Origin of the sequence: Microbacterium sp. ZW T2_14 (assembly GCF_044987405.1) — a bacterium.
Lineage (GTDB): Bacteria > Actinomycetota > Actinomycetes > Actinomycetales > Microbacteriaceae > Microbacterium.
The window spans coordinates 40,270-58,827 of sequence record NZ_JBJDRK010000030.1 but is presented as its reverse complement, the minus strand read 5'-3'; the positions used below and the strand labels follow the sequence as shown (position 1 = coordinate 58,827).

The window sequence follows — 18,558 nt, the reverse complement described above, 5'->3', positions numbered from 1 at the left end:
CCGGCGCGGCCGCCGTGGCGGGGGCCTCCGCCCTCGGGCTCCGGCGGTGGGCGACGCTGGGCGCCGTGCTGGCCGTGGGCGGGCTCGTCGTCGTGGGCACGGGCTGCGGCGTCCGGTTCGCCGCCGTCGCGGGCGACCCGGGTTTCGAAGCGGACCTGTGGGTGACCGCGGCAGCCGGCATCGCCGTGGCGGTCGCCGTCGCCGCGATGCGCGCCACCACCTCGAGACGCGTGGACATCACCGTCGGCACCGGCCTCGCCCTCGCCGCGGTGCTCGTGGGAGCGGCCGAGCTGATCCTGCTGGCGACGAGCACGGACCTGGACGAGGTGAGGACGGCGATCACCATGACCGTCCTGACCGCGGCGACGTACGTCGGCGCCGTGTGGCGCGACCGCCTGGGGGCCGCGCCCGCCGTCATCGCGGCGCTGGCCGCGGCCGTCTTCGGCGTGCTGGCCTTCTTCGCCTTCGGCGTCGAGCCGGTGGAACTCGTGACCGTGCCGGCGGCCCTCGGCGGCATCGCCTACGGGGCTCGCACGCTGCGGCGCAGGCCGGAGTCGCGGACGTGGCCCGCGCTGGGCCCGTGGCTCGCACTGCTGCTGCTGCCGTCGCTGCTCTACGACTTCTTCGGCGAAGCCGAGCTGTGGCGCATCGTCGCCCTGGGCGTCGTGGCGGTCGGCCTCGTGGTCGTCGGCGCGGTCTTCGCGCTGCAGGCGCCGCTCGTGCTGGGCTCGGCGGTGGTGCTCGTGCACGGCATCGCGCAGCTGTGGCCGTGGATATCGACGTCGTACATCGACGTCCCGTGGTGGCTGTGGCTCGGGATCGGCGGCGCCGTGCTGATCTTCATCGCGGCCCGCTACGAGCGTCGGGTGCAGCAGCTGCGGAAGGCCATCACGGCCGTCACATCGCTTCGCTGACCTCGCGCGCGCCGCGCCCCCACCGGAACGGCGAAACGGTGGGGTCACCCGGAATCCAGTACCGCCACGGGAAGACCGCGGTGCCCGCAACCCCTGCCACGCCCACCCGGGGGCCCGACGCCACCTCGGCGAGCGGCTCCGCGAGCAGCTCGAGGCGAGCGACCGCGCCGTGATGGGGCGCTCCGGTGATCGCATCGATGCCGTCGTGCACGGGATGCCGCAGCCCCACGGCATCCCCGAACCGCCCGGGCCCGCGCGCCAGGTCGCGCGGCGTGCGGGCCGCCGGACGACGGCGGGCGGCGGCATCCGTCCCCTCCATCACCTCACCCGCGCGCAGCAGCACACCGCCGGCGACGCCTTCAGGACCGCACACCACGTTGACGCAGGAGTGGATGCCGTGGCTCAGGTACACGTACAGATGCCCGGGTTTGCCCCACATCGTGGCGTTGCGCGGCGTCGGTCCCATGCGCGCGTGCGAGCCGGGGTCGGGTACCGTTCCCGTGCCACGGCCGTGGTACGCCTCGACCTCGGTGAGCCGCACGACCACCGTCTCACCCTCGACCACGGTCGTGAGGCGGGAGCCGAGCAGGCGCGGCGCGACGTCGGCCGGGAGGCCCTCCAGGTCGGCGCGGGTCGCCGCTCGCCAGAGGTCCCGCACCATGCCGCCGAGTCTACGTCCGCGCGTCGGCTCCCGGCGGTGTCGCCGGAGCCGCCGCGAGCAGTACTGTTCGCGCATGGGCAAATGGTTCGCACTCGTGCTGCTGAGCGTCGCGCAGTTCATCATGGTGCTCGACAGCACGGTGATGAACGTCTCGATCTCGACCGTCGCCGCCGACCTCGGCACCGACATCTCCGGGATGCAGGCGGCCATCACCTTCTACGCCCTGACCATGGCCGCGTTCATGCTCACCGGCGGCAAGCTGGGCGATCGGTGGGGGCGCAGTCTCGCGTTCCGGATCGGGTCCGTCATCTACGGCATCGGCTCGCTGACGACCGCGCTGAGCCCCAACCTCACCGTTCTGATGATCGGGTGGTCGCTGGTCGAAGGCCTCGGCGCGGTGCTCGTCATCCCGGCCATCGCCGCCCTCGCGGCGATCAACTACGAGGGCCGGGCCCGTGTCGTCGCGTTCGCCGTGCTCGGCGCCGTCACCGGTGGCGCGGCGGCCGCCGGGCCTCTCATCGGCGGGCTCGTGACCACGTACTCCTCGTGGCGCTACGTCTTCGTGGCCGAGGCGGTCGTGATGACGCTCGTGCTGATCGTGTCGGGGCGCATCAAGGACGTGCCCGGCGACCGCACGCTGCGCATCGACCTCCTGAGCGTGGTGCTGTCGGCTCTGGGGCTCTCGCTCCTCGTATACGGCATCCTGCAGAGCAAGACATGGGGATGGTTCGAGCCGCTCAATCCGCCCGAGATCAACGGCGAGCCGTTCGCCCCGCTCGGCATCTCGCCCGTCGCCTACATGATCCTGCTGTCGATCGTGGTGCTGTGGCTGTTCGTGAAACGCCAGCAGCAGCTCGAGCGCACCGGCAGAGTGGCTCTCCTCAAGGTCAGCCTGCTCCGCATCCCGGCGCTGCGCAGCGGTCTCACGATGTTCATGGCGCAGTACTTCGCGATCGCCGCGCTGTTCTTCGTCATCCCGGTGTACCTGCAGACGATCCTCGGCTTCGATGCCCTCCAGACGGGCCTGAAGATCCTGCCGCTGTCGCTCGGGCTCATCCTCTTCTCGGTGCTGGGCTCGCGCCTGTCCACCGTCCGCTCTGCCCGGAACCTCGGCCGCATCGGACAGCTCACGCTCGGCGTCGGCGTGCTGCTGGTGTTCGTCGCCGTGCAGCCGGAGCTCGCCGACTGGCTGTTCGCGACCGGCATGTTCGTGGTCGGTGCCGGATTCGGGCTGCTCGCCTCGCAGCTGGGCAACGTCAACATGTCGGCGGTGGAGCAGTCCGACACCTCCGAGGTCGGCGGGCTGCAGGGCACGTTCCAGAACCTCGGCTCGTCCTTCGGCACCGCGATCGTCGGATCCGTCTTCATCCTGCTGCTCACCTCGGGCTTCACGAGTGCGGTGCAGCAGAGCACCACGCTTCCCGACGACGTGCGCGAACAGGTGGTGGCCACCGCCTCGAAGGGCGCGCCCATCATCTCCGAGCAGCAGGCAGAGGACCTCTTGACGGATGCCGGGGCCGACCCCGACGCCGCGAGCGAGGTCGCCCGGCTCTACGCCGACACGCAGGTCGAATCGCTCCGCCAGTCGCTGTTCTTCGTGTTCGCACTCACGGTGCTCGGGCTCCTGCTGTCGACCGGGCTGCCGTCGAGGATCCCCGTGCCGGCCGCGCCGAAGGAGGCCGCGTCCGGTCCGCCTCATCCTTGAGCTTGTCGAAGGGCGGTCAGCGGGGCGGCACCTGGCACCACGAGATCGCGCTGCCGTTGAGGGCGATCACGGGCTCGCCGTCGGCGATCTGAAGGATGCGCGTCTCGGGCCGCGTGGGAAGCGGCAGCTGGTACGTGTCGTACGGATTGGAGACGGCGTTCGGCGCCACCAGCAGGGCGACATACCGCGCGCTGGGCGACACGCAGACCTGGATCGCAGCATCCGTCTCACCGACCTCGGTGAGCATGGTCGTCGCACCGTCCGCACCCACCCGGGCGACCGATGTGCGGCCGGTCGGCATGCCCTCGCCGTCGAGCACCGCCGCCGTCCGGATCGTCGAACCGTCGGGCAGCGGGGTCACCGAGCTCGTGCCGCCGAGGTCGACGTCGGGGGTCACGAGCTGCTGCTCGCTCGCGTCGGTGAGGTCGATGACCGAGGCCTGGTCGACCCGGTCGACGACGGCTTCGCTCGAGCCGCGCGCGATGCCCTCGATGGTCATCGCCGCACCGAGCGCCGTCGGGGCGCCGGTCGCGGCATTCGATCCGGTCAGCAGCAGTGAGCCGTCGAACGACAGCAGCAGGATGCTGTCGGTGTCGGGCACGAAGCGCCACTCCGCCACGCGCGGATCGGCGCCCTCGATCTCGATCGCCACGGGATCGGCGTCGGGATCGGCGAGCGAGGCCGTGAACAGGCGGCTCTCGCGGCCGGAATCGGCGTCGAGGTGGGCGTCCGAGAAGAGGTAGCCGATGCGCTCGCCCCGGTCGGCCGTCTGCAGGTTCGACACGTAGCCGTCGCCGCCGTCTTCGACCGGCAGCGGCAGGTCGTGGGCGTGCTCGCCGTCGAGATCGGTGACGATGAGGCCCGCCTGATCATCGTCGGTGCGCACCGACACCACGAGGTGCTCGGCGGTGGCGCGGAAGTCCTCGATGTGCGGGTGCCGGAACACGGGCACGGCATTCTGCCCGGTGAGGTCGGTGCGGTAGATCAGGTCGCCGTCGTTGGTGCCGCGCTGCAACAGGTACACGTGCGCCGGCGGCGTGCGGAAGGTCTCCGTGATCGTCGCGGTCGGCCCACCGCCGAGCGACGCGACGCCGTCGATGGTGACCGTGTACTCCGTGTCGTCCCACAGCGGGAGCGTGAACCGCACCCCGACGCTGCGGCCCGACGTATCGATCACGAACGGCGTCGCCGGCGTGATCGTCACCTGCGACGGGTCAACCTCGGCGAGCGACTGCGTCGTGGTCACGATGAGACGGGAACCGGATGCCGCGGCCGCCGCCGCCGGATCCACCGATGCGTCCGTGACCCGGGGTCCCTGTGCGACGCTCGCCGCCGCGCCGGCGAGGCCCAGCACCGCCAGCAGGCCCACGACGACGCCGAACGTCACCACGAAGGCGCGGCTCCGGCGACGCCGCGAGTGCGTGCGCCGCGAGGAGGCGTCAGTACTCATACGGGTCCTCGGGCTCGGCGATCTCCTCGACGGCGCTGGCGTCGACCACGAGACGCCCGTCGGACGAGGAGCGCACCGTGCCGGTGATCGTGACCCACTGCCCGGTGTCGGGCGCGGCGCCCACGATCGGCAGGGTCGCGGGCTGAGCGTCGATGACGCAGTGCGTGATGATCAGGCGCGTCAGGTCGAAGGCGTCGCCCTGGCCGGAGGTGCCGTCGCCCGGGGTGACGAAGCCGGTGAGCTCGATCGTGTCGCCGTCGAACGCGTCGGGGTTCGTCGCCGTTGCGAAGACGGTGGCCCAGTCGCCGACGCCGAACGACGCGGTGTCGCCGGTCGAGGCGAGCTGCACGGTGTCGGCGCCGCCGAAAAGGGGCGTCGCGCCGACGTCGCGCGACATGGCGAGTTCGGCCGACAGCGACGCCGGCGGCAGCACGAGCGTCAGCACGACCACGCCGGAGGCCGCGACCCCGCCGAGTACGGTCGCCGCGATACCGAGCGGATGCCGTGCCTCGTGGTCGTGCGCGGCGTTGTCGTGGTGCGCCTCCCGGGGGTCGTGCGTCGGCTCGGGCGTTTCGTCTCGCTCGTTCCTCGCTCGCTCAACGACCGGGCCCCCGGCGGTCGAGCGCGCGAAGCGAGACGAAACGCCCGCACCTTCCGACGAGCCGTGATCGTGGCCGTGGTCGGCCTCGGCGCCCAGCGGCAGCGCGAAGGACGCCACCGCGCCGACGAGCACGAGCACGGCCATCGAGACGGCGAACCACGTGGAGTCGGGGTTGATGTACAGCCCGAGCCGATCAGTGAGCGCGAGCGAGAGCGTGACCACGGCCAGCGCGGCGGCGAGCCCGACCCCGAGCCACCGCGTGCCGACGAATCCGGCATTACGCAAGGAGGTTCACCGCCGTCCCGATCGCGAATGCCGACAGGAGCACCACGACCACGATGCCGCCGAGGGTGCGCCACGTGAAGGTGGTGCGCATGAGCGCCAGCATCTTCACGTCGACGAGCGGCCCGACGAGCAGGAATGCGACGATCGAGCCGGGAGTGAAGGTCGAGGCGAACGACAGCGCGAAGAAGGCGTCGACGTTCGAGCAGATCGACACCACCATGGCGAGGGCCATCATCGCGACGATCGACAGGGCCGGGTTCGAGCCGATCGCGAGCAGCGCGTCGCGCGGGATCAGCACCTGCACCGCCCCGGCGAGCGCCGAGCCGATGATGAGGGCCGGCATGACCGCGCGCAGCTCGATCACGAACTGCGCCAGCGTGCGGCGCCACTTGCCTCCCGGCTCGTGCGTGACGAGCTCGCACGTGTCGCGGAAGCGGTCGGTGAGAAGCGCGTCAGGAGACGGATGCCGCGAGTACAGCCATCCGATCAGGTTCGCGATCGCGTACCCGCCGAGGATGCGGGCAACGAGGATGCCGTCACTGAAACCGAACGCCTGGTGCGTCGTCAGGATCACGATGGGATTCACGATCGGCGCCGCGATCAGGAACGTCAGCGTCTCGGGCACCGAGAAGCCTCGCATCAGCAGCCCGCGCGCGAACGGCACGTTGCCGCACTCGCACACCGGCACGATCATGCCCAGGAGCGACAGCACCGCGCGACGGGCCCACGCGCGCCGCGGCATCCACCGCTCGATGACGCCCGGGGGCACCCACACCTGCACGACGATCGACAGCACCACGCCCAGCGCCACGAAGGGCAGCGACTCGATGAGGACGCTGAGGGCGAGGGTCAGCCCGTCCTGTGCCCGAGTGGGGAGGGATGCCGGGAACAGGGCGGGCGCGAGCCAGTCGATGAGGAAGAGGCCTGCGATGAGGACGAGCCCCACGCCGAGCCACAGCGCGGCGCGTGCCTGCGCGGACGGGCCGGGCGCGGCATGCGTCATCGTCGCGTGATCGTGCCCCGCAGAGCGTGCCCGCGTCGTGGGGTCAGTGCGCGTCACGCTCTGCGTCGCGCTGGTCGTCGGCGGCCGCGGCGCACGACCCGCAGAGCCCGAAGATGTCGACGACGTGCTCGGCGTCGCGGAAACCGTGGCGTTCGGCAGTGCGCTTGGCCCACTGCTCGACGTCGGTCGCCTCGATCTCGACGGTCAGTCCGCAGGAGCGGCAGATCAGATGGTGGTGGTGGCCGGTGCTGGTGCACGCCCGGTAGAGCGCCTCGCCCTCGGGGCTCTGCAGCGAATCGGCGTTGCCCTGCGCCGCGAGTCCGGCGAGGGTGCGGTACACGGTGGCGAGTCCGATGCCGGTGTTCTCGTCACGGAGCGTGGCGTGCAGCGACTGGGCGCTCACGAAGCCACGGGCGTCCGAGAGCGCTTCGCGCACGCGTTCGCGCTGCCAGGTGTTGCGCTGGACCATGGCGGCGAGTCTACCGACGGGTCCTGGACGTCGGCCGGGCGCCTGCCGCGATCACGCGGCCACCCTCGTCACGCGGTCGCGGCGAGCGCCGATCACCCGGCACACGACGTAGATCGCGAACGAGATGGTCGTGATGTACGGGCTCACCGGAAGCGTCCCCATGATCGCGAGCAGGATGCCGCCCACCGCCGACACGAAGCCGAACAGCGCCGACAGCAGCGGCACCGACAGCGGTCCCGACGCGATCCGCATCGCCGCGGCGGCCGGGGTCACGAGAAGGGCCATCACGAGCAGCGCGCCGATGATGTGCACGGCGACGGCCACGATGAGACCGAGCAGCAGCATGAAGGCGAGCGAGACCGCCGTGGTCGGCACGCCGCGCGCCGCCGCGGACTGCGGGTCGAGCGAGTCGAACCGCAGCGGACGCCAGATCAGCAGCACGCCCAGCAGCACGACGGCTCCGATGCCGATCAGCCAGCCGAGCTGCCCCGTCTGCACCGACACGATCTGACCGGTGAGCAGGCTGAACCGGTTGGCGCTGCGCCCGTCGTAGAGCGAGAGGAACAGGATGCCGAGACCCAGCCCGAACGGCATCAGCACGCCGATGATCGAGTTGCGGTCGCGCGCCTTCGCGCCGAGCAGGCCGATGATGGCGGCCGCGATGAGCGACCCGACGATCGACCCCGTCACGACGTCCCAGCCGATGAGCAGGGCCGCCGCCGCGCCGGCGAACGACAGCTCGCTGATGCCGTGGACGGCGAACGCCATGTCGCGCTGCATGACGAACACGCCCACGAGCCCACCGACCAGCCCCAGCACGGCACCCGCCCACACCGAGTTCGACACCAGCGCGAGGATCTCGCCGTAGTACGGCAGGCCGCCGAACATCGCGTCCGCGATGTCTTCCCAGTTCACGCGTGCGCCTCACCCTCGTGGTGGTGATGGGATGCCTCGGCATCCGGTGCGCCGACCACCACGAGCCGGTCGCCGGCGCGCAGCACGAACACGTGCGCGCCGTAGAGCGCCGTGAGCACGTCGGAGCGCAGCACCTCCTGTGGCGTGCCCAGGGTGAAGCGGCCGTTGGCGATGTACAGGATGCGGTCGACCTTGCCGAGCACCGGGTTGATGTCGTGCGTCACGAGCAGGACCGCGGCATCCTTCTCGCGGCGATGCCGGTCGATGAGGCCGATGACGGCCTGCTGGTTGGCGAGGTCGAGGCTGGTGAGCGGCTCGTCGCACAGCAGCAGCGGCGGATCGTCGGCGAGCGCCTGGCCGGCGCGCAGGCGCTGCTGCTCGCCACCCGACAGCTGCCCGACCGGCCGGTCGGCGAAGTCGCGCGCACCGACGGCCTCGATGAGGGCGTCGACGCGGGCACGATCGCCGCGGCGCGGGATCGGCAGCCCGAAGCGGTGGCCGTCGACGCCCAGCGTCACGAGGTCGCGGCCGCGCAGCGAGGTGTCGCGAGGCAGCGGCCGCGCCTGCGGGATGTAGCCGATGCGGCGGCTGCCGTGACCGTCGACCGGCGCGCCCTCCACGGTGATCTCGCCGCGGGACAGCGGGTCGAGCCCCAGGATCGCCCGCAGCAGCGTCGTCTTGCCCGACCCGCTGGGTCCGAGCACGGCGACGAGCTCCCCGGCATGGACGTCGAGGTCGAGGCCGGCCCACAGCTCCCGGTCGCCGCGCTGCAACGCGGCATCCCGGATGCTCAGCACCACACGCCGATCGGCGCCGGCGGACGGCGGGGTCACGCCTGCAGCGCTGTGTTCAGCGCCTCGATGTTGGCCTGCATCCACGAGATGTAAGTCTCCCCCTCGGGAAGCGTTTCCGAAAACGCGATCACCGGGATGCCGAGTCCGTCGGCCTCGTCGACGATCTCCTGCGTCTCCGCTCCGCCGGTCTGGGTGTTCGTGATGACGACGCGGATGGAGCCGCCCCGCACGAGCGCCAGGGATTCGAGAAGCGTCGCAGGTGCGACATCCTGCCCCTCTTCGACCGCTTCGCTGAACGCCTCGGGTGTCGCGTTCTCGAGTCCGGCGGCGTCGGTGAGGTACACCGGCACCGGCTCGGTGACGAAGACCTTCTCGCCGCCGTGGGCGGCTCCGATGTCGCCGAGCGAGGCTTCGAGCTTCTCGACCTCGGCGCCGAACGCCTCGGCGTTGGCGATGAACGTGTCGGCGTCGTCGGGGCTCAGCTGCCCCAGCTCGTCGGCGACGGCCGAGGCGACGTGTGCGATGGTGTGCGGGTCGTACCAGACGTGCTCGTTGAAGCCCTCGACGTGGTCGTGACCGTGGTCATGGTCGTCGGACTCGTCGGCGTGGTCATCGGCGTCGCCGGCGGCGGTATCGGTCGCGGCATCCGTTGCATCGGTGTCGGCCTCATCCGCCGCGGGCGGGTCGGCGTGACCGGGGTTGTCGGGCCAGTCGTGCGAGTACTCGACGGCGGTGACGACGGGGGCGTCCGTGCCGCTGGACTCGATGAGCGCGTCGACGAAGGCGTCGTAACCGCCGCCGTTCTCGATGACGAGGTCGGCCTTCGACACCACGAGCTGGTCGCGGGCACTGGGCTCGAAGGAGTGCGGGTCCTGCGACTCGTTGGTCACGATCGAGGTCACGTCGACGAGGTCGCCGCCGACTTCGGCCGCGATCTGCCCGTAGACGTTGGTCGACGCGACGACCGAGAGACGGTCGTCCGCCGCGTCGTCGCCCGCCGCGGTGCCCGCGCATCCCGCAAGCACGAGGGCGGATGCCGCCGTCAGGCCGAGCACAGGCAGGAATCGTCGCAGCGAGGTCATGTCCGCAACTCTAACGCTAATGAGAATCGTTCTCAAACCGACGTCATCCCATCGCATTCAACGGCGTTCATCCGTCGTATATGTCCGCGATATCGGCATCGACACGTACATATACGACGGACGAACCTTTGTGGGCCGGGCGACGAGCGAACGTCCGTGGAAACCGGGCGGGCGGACGAGCTTGCCTGGGCACGGTGGGCGGCGCTGATAGCGTCGGGGCGTGCTTCCGCAGGTCGTCCGCCGCTCGCTGCTGCTCGCCCTCCCGTTCCAGGTGGGCGCCCTCGTCGTCGCGCTGGTGCTGTCCGCCGCGGGCCTTCCGGCTGACGTGCTGCTCACGATGCTGCTCGTCGTCTCGATGTGGGCCCCCGCCGCCGCTGAGCTCCTCTTCCGCACCACGCTGCCGCGCGCGCTGCAGCTGCACTACCTGATCTTCATCACGCTGGGTCCGTACGCGGGAAGCGCGCTGAACGTCTACGTCGCGATCGCCGACTGGGACACGCTGATCCACTTCGACTCCGGCGTCATGCTCGCGTGGCTCGGCATGCTGTGGGTGCGGCGCATGGAGGAGCGGGTGAACGCCCCGTTCCCGGCCTGGTTCGGGCTCGCCGTCATCCAGCTGACGGCGATGGCGTTCGCCGCGGCGTGGGAGATCTGCGAGTTCGCGAGCGACCACCTGATCGGCACCGTCGCCCAGGGCGGACTCGACGACACGATGGCCGACATCATGGCGGGCACGATGGGAGGGCTCTTCGCGATCGCACTGCTGCTGATCCTCGGTCGTCCGCGTTCACTGGCGCCTGCGTCGCTGCTGCGCGCCGAGTACCGGACGACCGCGGCGGCCGACAGCCCACAGCCCACCGACGGCTGAGCCGCGCTGACGCCGTGCGGCCGAACGGCGAGATCAGTCGAGGAGCAGCGCAGGCTCTTCGAGGATCGATGCCACATCCGCGATGAAGCGGGACATGCCGTCGCCGTCGACCACGCGGTGATCGAACGAGCCGGCGACCGTGGTCACCCAGCGCGGTCGGACCTCGCCGTCGACCACCCACGGCTTCTGCCGGATCGTCCCGAGCGCGACGATGCCGGCCTCGCCGGGGTTGATGATCGGGGTGCCCGCGTCCATGCCGAAGACGCCGATGTTGGTGATCGTGATCGTGCCGCCGTGCTGGTCGGCCGGAGTGGTCCTGCCCTCGCGCGCCGTGAGCGTGAGCTTCTCGAGCGCGCGGGCGAGCTCGCGCATCGACAGATCCTGCGCGTCCTTGATGTTGGGCACCAGGAGACCGCGCGGCGTCGCCGCGGCGATCCCGAGGTTGACGTAGCGCCGCACCCGGATCTCGGCGCCGCCGTCGGCGTCGACCCACGCGGCGTTGACCATCGGGGTGCGCCGTGCCGCCCAGATCACGGCCCGCGCCATGATCAGCAGGGGCGACACCTTCGTGTCGGCGAAGTCCGGCGAGGACTTCAGGCGCTTGACGAGCTCCATCGTGCGGGTCGCGTCGACGTCGGTCCACACCGAGACGTGCGGCGCCGAATAGGCCGACTGCACCATCGCCGACGACGTGGCCTTGCGCACGCCGCGGACGGCGATGGTCTCCTCGCGACCCGCGGCGTCAGGAGCGGGCGTCGACGGTGCGACCTCGATGGGCCCCGGCACCGACGGCCGCGCGGGCGCCGGTGCGCCCACTGGAATGGTCTCTTCTCGTACGTCGCCCCACTCGGGCGTCTCGATGTTGCGGAACACGCTCGCCTGCGAGGCGTGCCGCACGACGTCCTCGCGGGTCACCTCGCCGGCCGGGCCGCTCGGGGCGACCGCTGAAAGCTCCACCCCGAGGTCGCGCGCGAGCTTGCGGATCGGCGGCTTGGCGATGACGCCGACGGATGCCGCGACCCGCTGCTCCGCCGGAACAGCCGGTCCCCGCCGCCGCGACTGGACGTGACCGCCCGTGCCGTAGCCGACGAGCACCGCTCCCTCACCCTCGGCCGGCTCGGCCGGCTGCCCGTGCTCGGACTGGCCGACGGTGGCCGGGGCCGCGGCATCCGTGTCCGAAGCGATGGTGATGATCGCGGTACCGACGTTCACCGTGTCGCCCTCCGCCGCGAGCAGGTCTCCGACGGTGCCGGCGAACGGCGAGGGAAGCTCGACCAGGGACTTCGCCGTCTCGATCTCGACGAGCACGTCGTTCACGGCGACGCTGTCGCCGGGCGCGACCCGCCACTGGACGATCTCGGCCTCGGTGAGACCTTCACCGACATCGGGCAGAACGAACGTCTGGGTGCTCATGTCTTGTCCTTTCGAGCGCCGCCCCACCGGTGGGACACAGGAGCGCGCGGATCAGTAGGCGAGGGACCGGTCGACGGCCTCGAGGATGCGGTCGGCGTCGGGCAGGAAGACGCCTTCGAGCTTGGCCGGAGGGAACGGTGCGTCGAAGCCCGACACGCGGAGCACGGGAGCCTCCAGCGCGTAGAACGCGCGCTCCATCACCGTCGCGGCGACCTCCGAGCCGAGAGACGTGAAGCCCGGCGCCTCCTGCGCGTAGACCATGCGGCCGGTGCGGCGCACGGATTCGAGGATCGGCCCGTAGTCGACGGGTGACAGCGACCGGAGGTCGACGACCTCGATGCTGGTGCCCTCCGCCTCGGCGAGGACGGCGGCCTGCAGCATCGTGGTCACCATGGCGCCGTGGCCGACCAGGGTGACGTCGGTGCCGCGCCGGACGATGCGCGACGCGTGCAGCGGCAGCGCGCGAGCCGACGTGTCGACCTCGCCCTTCTGCCAGTACTTGCTCTTCGGCTCGAGGAAGATCACCGGGTCGGCGGACGCGATCGCGTCCTGGATCATCCAGTACCCGTCGTTCGGCGTCGACGGGCTCACCACCCGCAGGCCCGGGGTGTGAGTGAAGTACGCCTCCGGGCTCTCCTGGTGGTGCTCGATCGCGCCGATGTGCCCGCCGTACGGGATGCGGATCACGACGGGCATCTGCACCGCGCCCTCGAGGCGGTTGGTGATCTTCGCGAGCTGCGAGGTGATCTGGTCGAACGCCGGGAAGACGAAGCCGTCGAACTGGATCTCCACCACCGGGCGGAACCCGGCCAGCGCGAGCCCGATGGCGGTGCCGACGAGACCGGACTCCGCCAGCGGGCTGTCGATGACGCGCTGCTCGCCGAACTCGGCCTGCAGCCCCTCGGTGATGCGGAAGACTCCGCCGAGCCGGCCGATGTCCTCGCCCATGAGCAGGACGCGGTCGCTGCCCGCGAGGGACGCGCGCAGCCCGGCGTTGATGGCGCGGCTGAGCGGCATCGTCGTGACCGAGGTCACCGCGGGCACGGGGTTTTCGGCGGCCACGGCGCGTTTCGTCTCGCTCGTACCTCGCTCGCTCAACGACCGGGTGTCGGTCACGATGCGCCTCCCTCGAAGGATGCCTCGTACCCGGCGAGCCACTGCCGCTGCTCGTCCATGAGCGGGTGGGGCTCGGAGTACACGTGGGCGAAGATGTCGTCGCGATCGAGTCCGCCCAGGGCGTTGGTGCGAACGCGGATGTCGTCGGCGAGCGCCTCGGATTCGGCCTCGACGTCGGCGAAGAACGATTCCGATGCCCCGCGGCTGAGAAGGAAGGCCTTCGTGCGCGAGAGCGGGTCTCGGCGCCGCCACGCCTCCTCCTCGCTCGACGGCCGGTACTTCGTCGGGTCGTCGCTCGTGGTGTGCGGGCCGAGGCGGTAGGTCATCGCCTCGATCGCCTGAGGTCCGCCGCCGGCACGCGCGTCGTCGAGGGCCGCGCGCGTGACGGCCCAGCTCGCCAGCACGTCGTTGCCGTCGATCAGCGTGCTCGGCATCCCGTAGCCCGCGCCGCGCTTGTACAGCGGCGCGCGGGACTGCGTCGAGACGGGCACGGAGATCGCCCACTGGTTGTTCTGCAGGAAGAACACCTCAGGCGTGCGGTAGCTCGCGGCGAAGACCATCGCCTCGTGCACATCGCCCTGACTGGAGGCCCCGTCGCCGTAGTAGACGATGACGGCCTCGTCGCGGTCGGCGTCGCCGGTGCCGCAGCGGCCGTCGAAGACGAGACCCATCCCGAACCCCGTCGCGTGCAGCGTCTGCGAGCCGAGCACGAGCGTGTAGATGTGGGTGTTGCCGTTCTTCGGGTCGGTCGGGTCCCATCCGCCGTGCGTGAGGCCGCGCATCACCCGGATGATGTCGATCGGGTCGACGCCGCGGATCTTCGTCACGACGTGCTCGCGGTAGGACGGGAAGATGTGGTCCTGCGTCCGCGCGGCCCGGGCGGAGCCGACCTGCGCCGCCTCCTGGCCGTAGCTCGGCGGCCAGAGCGCCAGCTGGCCCTGCCGCTGCAGGTTCGTCGCCTGCACGTCGAAGGCGCGGATGACCGCCATGTCGCGGTAGAACGTCTCGAGGTCCGTGTCGCTCAGCGCGTCGACGGCGTCGCGATAGGGCTCCGCTGCGGGGGTGGGCGCGTACGTGCCGTCCGCTTGGAGGAAGCGGACGATCGCGGGGTCTTCGGGCATGGTGGGTTCCGAAGGTGCCGTGGCGCCAGTCGTCACCGAGTCTTCAGGCGGGGTCACCGTTCTACGCTAGCCCGCACTCCTGCGTGCCCTTCGGGGAGGTTCTTCACAACGGATGCTGCAATCCCTAGGACCTTCTCGACAGATTCCTCTTCGCCGACCGAGATACGGATGCCGTCGCCCGCGAACGGACGGACGATCAGGCCCGCCTCTTCGAAGGCCGCCGCGAACGTCGCGGTCTCCTCGCCGACGGGGAGCCACACGAAGTTGCCCTGCGCCTCGGGGACGTTCCAGCCGGACGCGCGGAGTCCCGCCGCGAGCCGATCGCGGCGATCGGCGATGACGCGGACGCGCTCGAGCAGCTCATCCTCCGCGTCGAGGCTCGCGAGCGCTGCGGCCTCGCCGTGGGCGGTGACCGACAGCGGGATCGCGGTGCTGCGGGCCGCGTCGAGCACGCGCGGATGGCCGACGGCGTAGCCGACGCGCAGCGCGGCCAGCCCGTACGCCTTCGAGAAGGTGCGCAGCACCACCACGTTGGGGTGGGCGTTCGTCGCGAGCACCGTGGCGCCGTCGACCGCCTCGGGATCCGTCACGAATTCCGAGTACGCCTCATCGAGGATCACGAGGACGTCGGCCGGCACGCGGGCGACGAAGGCGTCGAACTCCGCCTGGGTCACGATGGGACCGGTGGGGTTGTTGGGGCTGCAGACGATGATGGTGCGGGTCCGCTCCGTGATCGCCGCCGCCATCGCGTCGAGGTCGTGTCGCGCGCCGGCGCCGAGTGGCACCTCGACGGCCGTGGCGCCGGCCACGACGGCGAGCCACGGATAGGCCTCGAACGAGCGCCACGCGTAGATGACCTCGTCGCCGGGGCCGGACGTGGCCAGGACGAGCTGGGCGAGGATCGAGACGCTGCCGGCGCCGATGTGGACGCCGTCGGCGCCTACGCCGAATCGCTCGGCGAGACGTTCGCGCAGCCGTGCGGCGCTCGCATCCGGGTATCTGTTCAACGCGGTCGTCGCCTGCACGCGCTCGAGCACGCCGGGGAGCGGGTCGAACGGGTTCTCGTTGCTCGACAGCTTGAACGCCTCGGCGCCGGCCTGCCGGCCCTGCTTGTACGGCGGCAGCGCGGCGACCTCGGGGCGCACGCGGACGGGGATCTCGGGAGCGTCGGTCACGGTCCCGAGTCTACGAGCGGGGGATCAGATGCGCTTCCCACGCCGCAGCGGACGTCTCCAGGCTGACGCGGCCTTCGGCCACTCCGACGACCAGATCGAAGCCCTCATCAGCCGTCATGTCATGGCGGAACCCGTTGATCCACAAGAACGTCACGGCGAGCGTCCATCCGCTCCGTTTGTTCCCGTCGACGAACGGATGATTCCGCACGACACTCTCGAGCAACGCTGCCGCTTTGAGTGACAACGCGGGATAGGCGTCGTCACCGAAGAGCGTCGTCGCCGGCCGGGCGATGGCGGATGCGAGCAAGCCGGCATCGCGCACGTGAAATCCGAGTCGTGCGGCAATGTGGAGCGCGTCGTCCAGGCCGAGGAATCGGGTCATGCGTCTTCGAGTCGCTGCAGCAACTCGGCATCGTGGCTCAGCACGAAGTCGATGGCGTCGTCCACTTCGGCGCGACGCGCTCGACGCGCGACGATGAGTTCGACTCCCTGCAGAACGAGCGCGTGCTTCGATACGTGTTCGGCCTCGGCGATCGCGTCGAGGGCCCGATCGAGTTCTTCGGGAAGTCGAATCGTCATTGCCATCTCCCAAGGATAGATCGATACCATTTCGGTATCAACGTTGGCCGGCTCGAACCGTTGGACGCAGACCCGCGCCATGGAAGACTGGGCGGACTATGGGCTTCCTCCTCCGCGTCGTCATCAACGCGTTCGCCATCTGGGTCGTCACCCTGATCCCGGCGCTCCAGGTCTTCGTCGTCCCGTTCCCCCCGGGGGACACGCTCCAGACGGTGCTGACGCTGCTGATCGTGGCGGCGATCTTCGCGCTCGTGAACACCATCATCGGCACCGTCATCAAGGTGCTGGCCTTCCCGCTCTACATCCTGACGCTGGGACTGATCGGCCTCCTCATCAACGCGTTCCTGCTGTGGCTCACGGCGTGGCTCACGCACTGGTGGAACTGGGGTCTGCGCGTCGAGGACTTCTGGTGGGGCGTCGTCGCGGCCGTCATCATCACGCTCATCAACTGGGTCTTCGGCATCTTCCTCCGTCCGCGCAAGGACTGACTCACCCGGCGCCGCGCGCCGCGGCGTACTCGGTGACCTCGACCGCCTCCGCGCGGGAGAGATCGTCGAACACATCGCGGAGGGCATCGACGCGCGGGTCGGACGAGCCGTCGACCAGCGCCGCGGTATCGGCGTACGCGGTCAGGCGGTGGGCGGGCAGGCGCGCGTCATCCGGGCCGGTGTCGGGGTCCGATACGCGTTCGACCAGGAAGCTGCCCGACGAGCCCACCGGTTCGGCGTGCCCGCCGCCGGCGAGCGCGACGACGGGGTCGTCGCTGTGGCGCACCGCGACGTTCAGGGTGCCCGGTCCGACGTCGGCGTCCACGGGCGAGCCCAGCGACACGAGCGTGCGGGTGTCGTACGGACCCTCCAGCGCGAGATGCGCCCCGATCATCGCGCCCTGCGAGAACCCGAAGACGTGCACCGCCTCACCCGGCTGCGCGCCGGCAGCGGCGAGCGCCGCCTCCGTCGCGGCGTAGGAGTCCGACATCCTTCCCGCGTACAGCTCCACGTTCGACGCGTTGTCCCAGGCGTCCCGGCCGCCCACCGCAGCCGACTGCATGCCGGCGATGTAGACGGCGTACTGACGCGAGCCGTCGGCCATCGTGTAGCGCTCGACCCGCACCCGGGCCTCGCCGTCGCTCGGAATCCGCACCGTCGCTGCCGCCAGGCTCTGCGGCGCGACGGCGCCGGGCGAGCGTCCGCCGACGGTGCTGAGCCGGCCTCCCTCGCCGGCGCCGAGCACGGCGCCGACACGGGTGTCCGCGGTCACGGGTGACACGCCTATCGCGGGCCCCGCGCTGCCGGGTGCGGCCGGGGTCACGGGCGTCAGCGTCACCGGTCCCGCCGATCCCGAGAGCCGAGACTGCCGCGAGAGCGTTCCTGCGCCGACGACGCCGGCGGTGATCGCTCCGCCGAGGGTGAGCAGGCCGGCGCCGGCACCCACCCCGATCGCGCCCGGGTCGTTGATCTCGCTGCCCAGGCCGACGCCCCACTGCGTCGCCTGCCGCACCAGCTCGGACGGCCACATGACGCCGTACCCGAACTCCGCTCCGAGCGCCATCCGCCAGGCGTCGGGGTGCCGGTCGACCAGCGCACTCAGCCGCAGGTCGAGCCGCTCCGCGCGTGCCCCGTCGCCGGCCAGGACCGCGGCCCGGTGCGCGGCCTGGATCTCGACCATCTCGTACGCGTAGGCCGCCTCGCGCAGCGCGCGGGCGATCTCCTCCGCCTCGGCCCGCGCCGCCTCGAGCCTGATGGCGAGAACGGATGCCGACGCCCGGGCCTCGTCGGCGGCGGCCGGCACCGCCCGCAGGACCCCCTGCAGCCGTCTCACGCTCTCGGCGATCCCCGAGAGCTCCTCTGCGGCAGCGTCGAAGCGCACCGCGGCGGCCGACAGCGTCGCCGTGTCGACGGCGACGGCGCCGCCGCTGCGGATCTGCAGGCCGTCGTCGACACGTGGCCAGTTGTCGGCCACCAGACTGATGATGCCGTCACTCGGCCCCAGCCTGCCGGGCTGGCGGGCGAGGTCCGGAGCGAGGACCTCGGTGGGCGACGCCACGTCGTCGCCTGCGAAGGCCGGAGCGAGCGTGTCGGCGCCGGGTGGCGCCTCGCTCATCGCACGCCTCCCGGGAACACGGCGGCGAACGACTCCGCGAATGCCGCGCGGTCGCGGGCGCGGGCGACATCGTGGCGCGCCGTCTCCCCGACGCAGGAGAGGCCCGACACGTCGCCCGCCCATGCCGTCGCCCGGTCGTGGAACGCGGTGGCGGCCTTGGCCTGCCAGTCGACGGCATCGGCGAGCCCCCGGGCGGCGTGCGCGGCATCCGTCACGCGATCGAGCAGGCGTGAGAGCTCCCGCTCGACGTGGGAGAGCTGCTGAGCGGCCGAGTCGCCGGCGGGAGGTGCGAACGTCACACGTC

Annotated in this window: 20 protein-coding genes; 4 read left to right on the top strand and 16 right to left on the bottom strand. The window is 71.2% G+C overall.

What is annotated here, in order from left to right:
• Positions 1–914: SCO7613 C-terminal domain-containing membrane protein (locus ACI3KY_RS11710; RefSeq protein ID WP_404930344.1), on the top strand; the 914-nt coding region annotated here is incomplete at its 5' end.
• On the opposite strand, the gene ACI3KY_RS11705 is transcribed toward ACI3KY_RS11710, so the two are convergent.
• Positions 898–1,575, bottom strand: coding sequence for a DNA-3-methyladenine glycosylase (locus ACI3KY_RS11705; protein WP_404930343.1), 678 nt, complete (start codon positions 1,573–1,575; stop codon positions 898–900). The genes ACI3KY_RS11710 and ACI3KY_RS11705 overlap by 17 nt on opposite strands.
• Before the next feature lie 73 nt (positions 1,576–1,648).
• Between ACI3KY_RS11705 and ACI3KY_RS11700 the strand changes: the two genes are divergently transcribed.
• Positions 1,649–3,280, top strand: coding sequence for an MFS transporter (locus ACI3KY_RS11700; RefSeq protein WP_404930342.1), 1,632 nt, complete (start codon positions 1,649–1,651; stop codon positions 3,278–3,280).
• A 16-nt stretch (positions 3,281–3,296) separates the two neighbouring features.
• Here the strand turns inward: ACI3KY_RS11700 and ACI3KY_RS11695 are convergent, their stop codons facing one another.
• Genes ACI3KY_RS11695 through ACI3KY_RS11665 form a run of 7 tightly spaced genes read right to left on the bottom strand, consistent with a single transcriptional unit; the run spans position 3,297 to position 9,879 of the window.
• Positions 3,297–4,730: a hypothetical protein gene (locus ACI3KY_RS11695; protein WP_404930341.1), complete on the bottom strand. Its 1,434-nt coding sequence runs from the start codon at positions 4,728–4,730 to the stop codon at positions 3,297–3,299.
• Positions 4,720–5,616, bottom strand: coding sequence for a TIGR03943 family putative permease subunit (locus ACI3KY_RS11690; RefSeq protein ID WP_404930340.1), 897 nt, complete (start codon positions 5,614–5,616; stop codon positions 4,720–4,722). The genes ACI3KY_RS11695 and ACI3KY_RS11690 overlap by 11 nt, the downstream gene beginning before the upstream one ends.
• Positions 5,609–6,619: a permease gene (locus tag ACI3KY_RS11685; RefSeq protein ID WP_404930339.1), complete on the bottom strand. Its 1,011-nt coding sequence runs from the start codon at positions 6,617–6,619 to the stop codon at positions 5,609–5,611. The genes ACI3KY_RS11690 and ACI3KY_RS11685 overlap by 8 nt, the downstream gene beginning before the upstream one ends.
• A 43-nt stretch (positions 6,620–6,662) precedes the next feature.
• A complete protein-coding gene (locus ACI3KY_RS11680) occupies positions 6,663–7,088 on the bottom strand; it encodes a Fur family transcriptional regulator (RefSeq protein WP_194412276.1) in 426 nt (141 codons plus the stop codon).
• A gap of 51 nt (positions 7,089–7,139) precedes the next feature.
• The gene (locus tag ACI3KY_RS11675) at positions 7,140–8,003 is read right to left on the bottom strand and encodes a metal ABC transporter permease (protein ID WP_404930338.1); all 864 of its coding nucleotides are present in this window, start codon (positions 8,001–8,003) and stop codon (positions 7,140–7,142) included.
• Positions 8,000–8,836: a metal ABC transporter ATP-binding protein gene (locus tag ACI3KY_RS11670; protein ID WP_404930337.1), complete on the bottom strand. Its 837-nt coding sequence runs from the start codon at positions 8,834–8,836 to the stop codon at positions 8,000–8,002. Before ACI3KY_RS11670 ends, ACI3KY_RS11675 begins: the two co-directional genes overlap by 4 nt.
• A complete protein-coding gene (locus tag ACI3KY_RS11665; protein ID WP_404930336.1) occupies positions 8,833–9,879 on the bottom strand; it encodes a metal ABC transporter solute-binding protein, Zn/Mn family in 1,047 nt (348 codons plus the stop codon). The genes ACI3KY_RS11670 and ACI3KY_RS11665 overlap by 4 nt, the downstream gene beginning before the upstream one ends.
• Before the next feature lie 220 nt (positions 9,880–10,099).
• Here ACI3KY_RS11665 and ACI3KY_RS11660 point away from each other — a divergent pair, with 220 nt between their 5' ends.
• Positions 10,100–10,747, top strand: coding sequence for a hypothetical protein (locus tag ACI3KY_RS11660; RefSeq protein WP_404930335.1), 648 nt, complete (start codon positions 10,100–10,102; stop codon positions 10,745–10,747).
• A 33-nt stretch (positions 10,748–10,780) separates the two neighbouring features.
• On the opposite strand, the gene ACI3KY_RS11655 is transcribed toward ACI3KY_RS11660, so the two are convergent.
• From ACI3KY_RS11655 to ACI3KY_RS11630, 6 genes are all read right to left on the bottom strand, one after another.
• A complete protein-coding gene (locus ACI3KY_RS11655) occupies positions 10,781–12,160 on the bottom strand; it encodes a dihydrolipoamide acetyltransferase family protein (protein WP_404930334.1) in 1,380 nt (459 codons plus the stop codon).
• A 51-nt stretch (positions 12,161–12,211) separates the two neighbouring features.
• Complete coding sequence (locus ACI3KY_RS11650; RefSeq protein ID WP_404930345.1) at positions 12,212–13,177, bottom strand: alpha-ketoacid dehydrogenase subunit beta; 966 nt, start codon at positions 13,175–13,177, stop codon at positions 12,212–12,214.
• Positions 13,178–13,272: 95 nt separating this feature from the next.
• Complete coding sequence (locus ACI3KY_RS11645; RefSeq protein ID WP_404930333.1) at positions 13,273–14,397, bottom strand: thiamine pyrophosphate-dependent dehydrogenase E1 component subunit alpha; 1,125 nt, start codon at positions 14,395–14,397, stop codon at positions 13,273–13,275.
• A 53-nt stretch (positions 14,398–14,450) separates the two neighbouring features.
• The gene (locus tag ACI3KY_RS11640; protein WP_404930332.1) at positions 14,451–15,572 is read right to left on the bottom strand and encodes a histidinol-phosphate transaminase; all 1,122 of its coding nucleotides are present in this window, start codon (positions 15,570–15,572) and stop codon (positions 14,451–14,453) included.
• A 10-nt stretch (positions 15,573–15,582) separates the two neighbouring features.
• Positions 15,583–15,894 (bottom strand): type II toxin-antitoxin system death-on-curing family toxin, encoded by a 312-nt coding sequence (locus ACI3KY_RS11635; RefSeq protein ID WP_404930331.1) that lies wholly within the window; start codon positions 15,892–15,894, stop codon positions 15,583–15,585.
• 56 nt (positions 15,895–15,950) lie between these two features.
• Positions 15,951–16,157, bottom strand: a complete 207-nt coding sequence (locus ACI3KY_RS11630) for a ribbon-helix-helix protein, CopG family (RefSeq protein ID WP_404930330.1) — start codon at positions 16,155–16,157, stop codon at positions 15,951–15,953.
• Between the two features lie 92 nt (positions 16,158–16,249).
• Between ACI3KY_RS11630 and ACI3KY_RS11625 the strand changes: the two genes are divergently transcribed.
• Positions 16,250–16,639 (top strand): phage holin family protein, encoded by a 390-nt coding sequence (locus tag ACI3KY_RS11625; RefSeq protein WP_404930329.1) that lies wholly within the window; start codon positions 16,250–16,252, stop codon positions 16,637–16,639.
• A 1-nt stretch (position 16,640) separates the two neighbouring features.
• Here ACI3KY_RS11625 and ACI3KY_RS11620 read toward each other — a convergent pair whose 3' ends face one another.
• Positions 16,641–18,254, bottom strand: a complete 1,614-nt coding sequence (locus ACI3KY_RS11620) for a hypothetical protein (protein ID WP_404930328.1) — start codon at positions 18,252–18,254, stop codon at positions 16,641–16,643.
• Positions 18,251–18,553, bottom strand: coding sequence for a hypothetical protein (locus ACI3KY_RS11615; RefSeq protein ID WP_404930327.1), 303 nt, complete (start codon positions 18,551–18,553; stop codon positions 18,251–18,253). Before ACI3KY_RS11615 ends, ACI3KY_RS11620 begins: the two co-directional genes overlap by 4 nt.
• Positions 18,554–18,558 lie beyond the last annotated feature (5 nt).

Coding starts and splice junctions, on each gene's coding strand:
- ACI3KY_RS11705 (WP_404930343.1), bottom strand. CDS start 1,575: ATGGTGCGGGACCTCTGGCGAGCGGCGACCCGCGCCGACCTGGAGGGC.
- ACI3KY_RS11700 (WP_404930342.1), top strand. CDS start 1,649: ATGGGCAAATGGTTCGCACTCGTGCTGCTGAGCGTCGCGCAGTTCATC.
- ACI3KY_RS11695 (WP_404930341.1), bottom strand. CDS start 4,730: ATGAGTACTGACGCCTCCTCGCGGCGCACGCACTCGCGGCGTCGCCGG.
- ACI3KY_RS11685 (WP_404930339.1), bottom strand. CDS start 6,619: ATGACGCATGCCGCGCCCGGCCCGTCCGCGCAGGCACGCGCCGCGCTG.
- ACI3KY_RS11680 (WP_194412276.1), bottom strand. CDS start 7,088: ATGGTCCAGCGCAACACCTGGCAGCGCGAACGCGTGCGCGAAGCGCTC.
- ACI3KY_RS11665 (WP_404930336.1), bottom strand. CDS start 9,879: ATGACCTCGCTGCGACGATTCCTGCCTGTGCTCGGCCTGACGGCGGCA.
- ACI3KY_RS11655 (WP_404930334.1), bottom strand. CDS start 12,160: ATGAGCACCCAGACGTTCGTTCTGCCCGATGTCGGTGAAGGTCTCACC.
- ACI3KY_RS11650 (WP_404930345.1), bottom strand. CDS start 13,177: ATGCCGCTCAGCCGCGCCATCAACGCCGGGCTGCGCGCGTCCCTCGCG.
- ACI3KY_RS11645 (WP_404930333.1), bottom strand. CDS start 14,397: ATGCCCGAAGACCCCGCGATCGTCCGCTTCCTCCAAGCGGACGGCACG.
- ACI3KY_RS11630 (WP_404930330.1), bottom strand. CDS start 16,157: ATGGCAATGACGATTCGACTTCCCGAAGAACTCGATCGGGCCCTCGAC.
- ACI3KY_RS11625 (WP_404930329.1), top strand. CDS start 16,250: ATGGGCTTCCTCCTCCGCGTCGTCATCAACGCGTTCGCCATCTGGGTC.
- ACI3KY_RS11620 (WP_404930328.1), bottom strand. CDS start 18,254: ATGAGCGAGGCGCCACCCGGCGCCGACACGCTCGCTCCGGCCTTCGCA.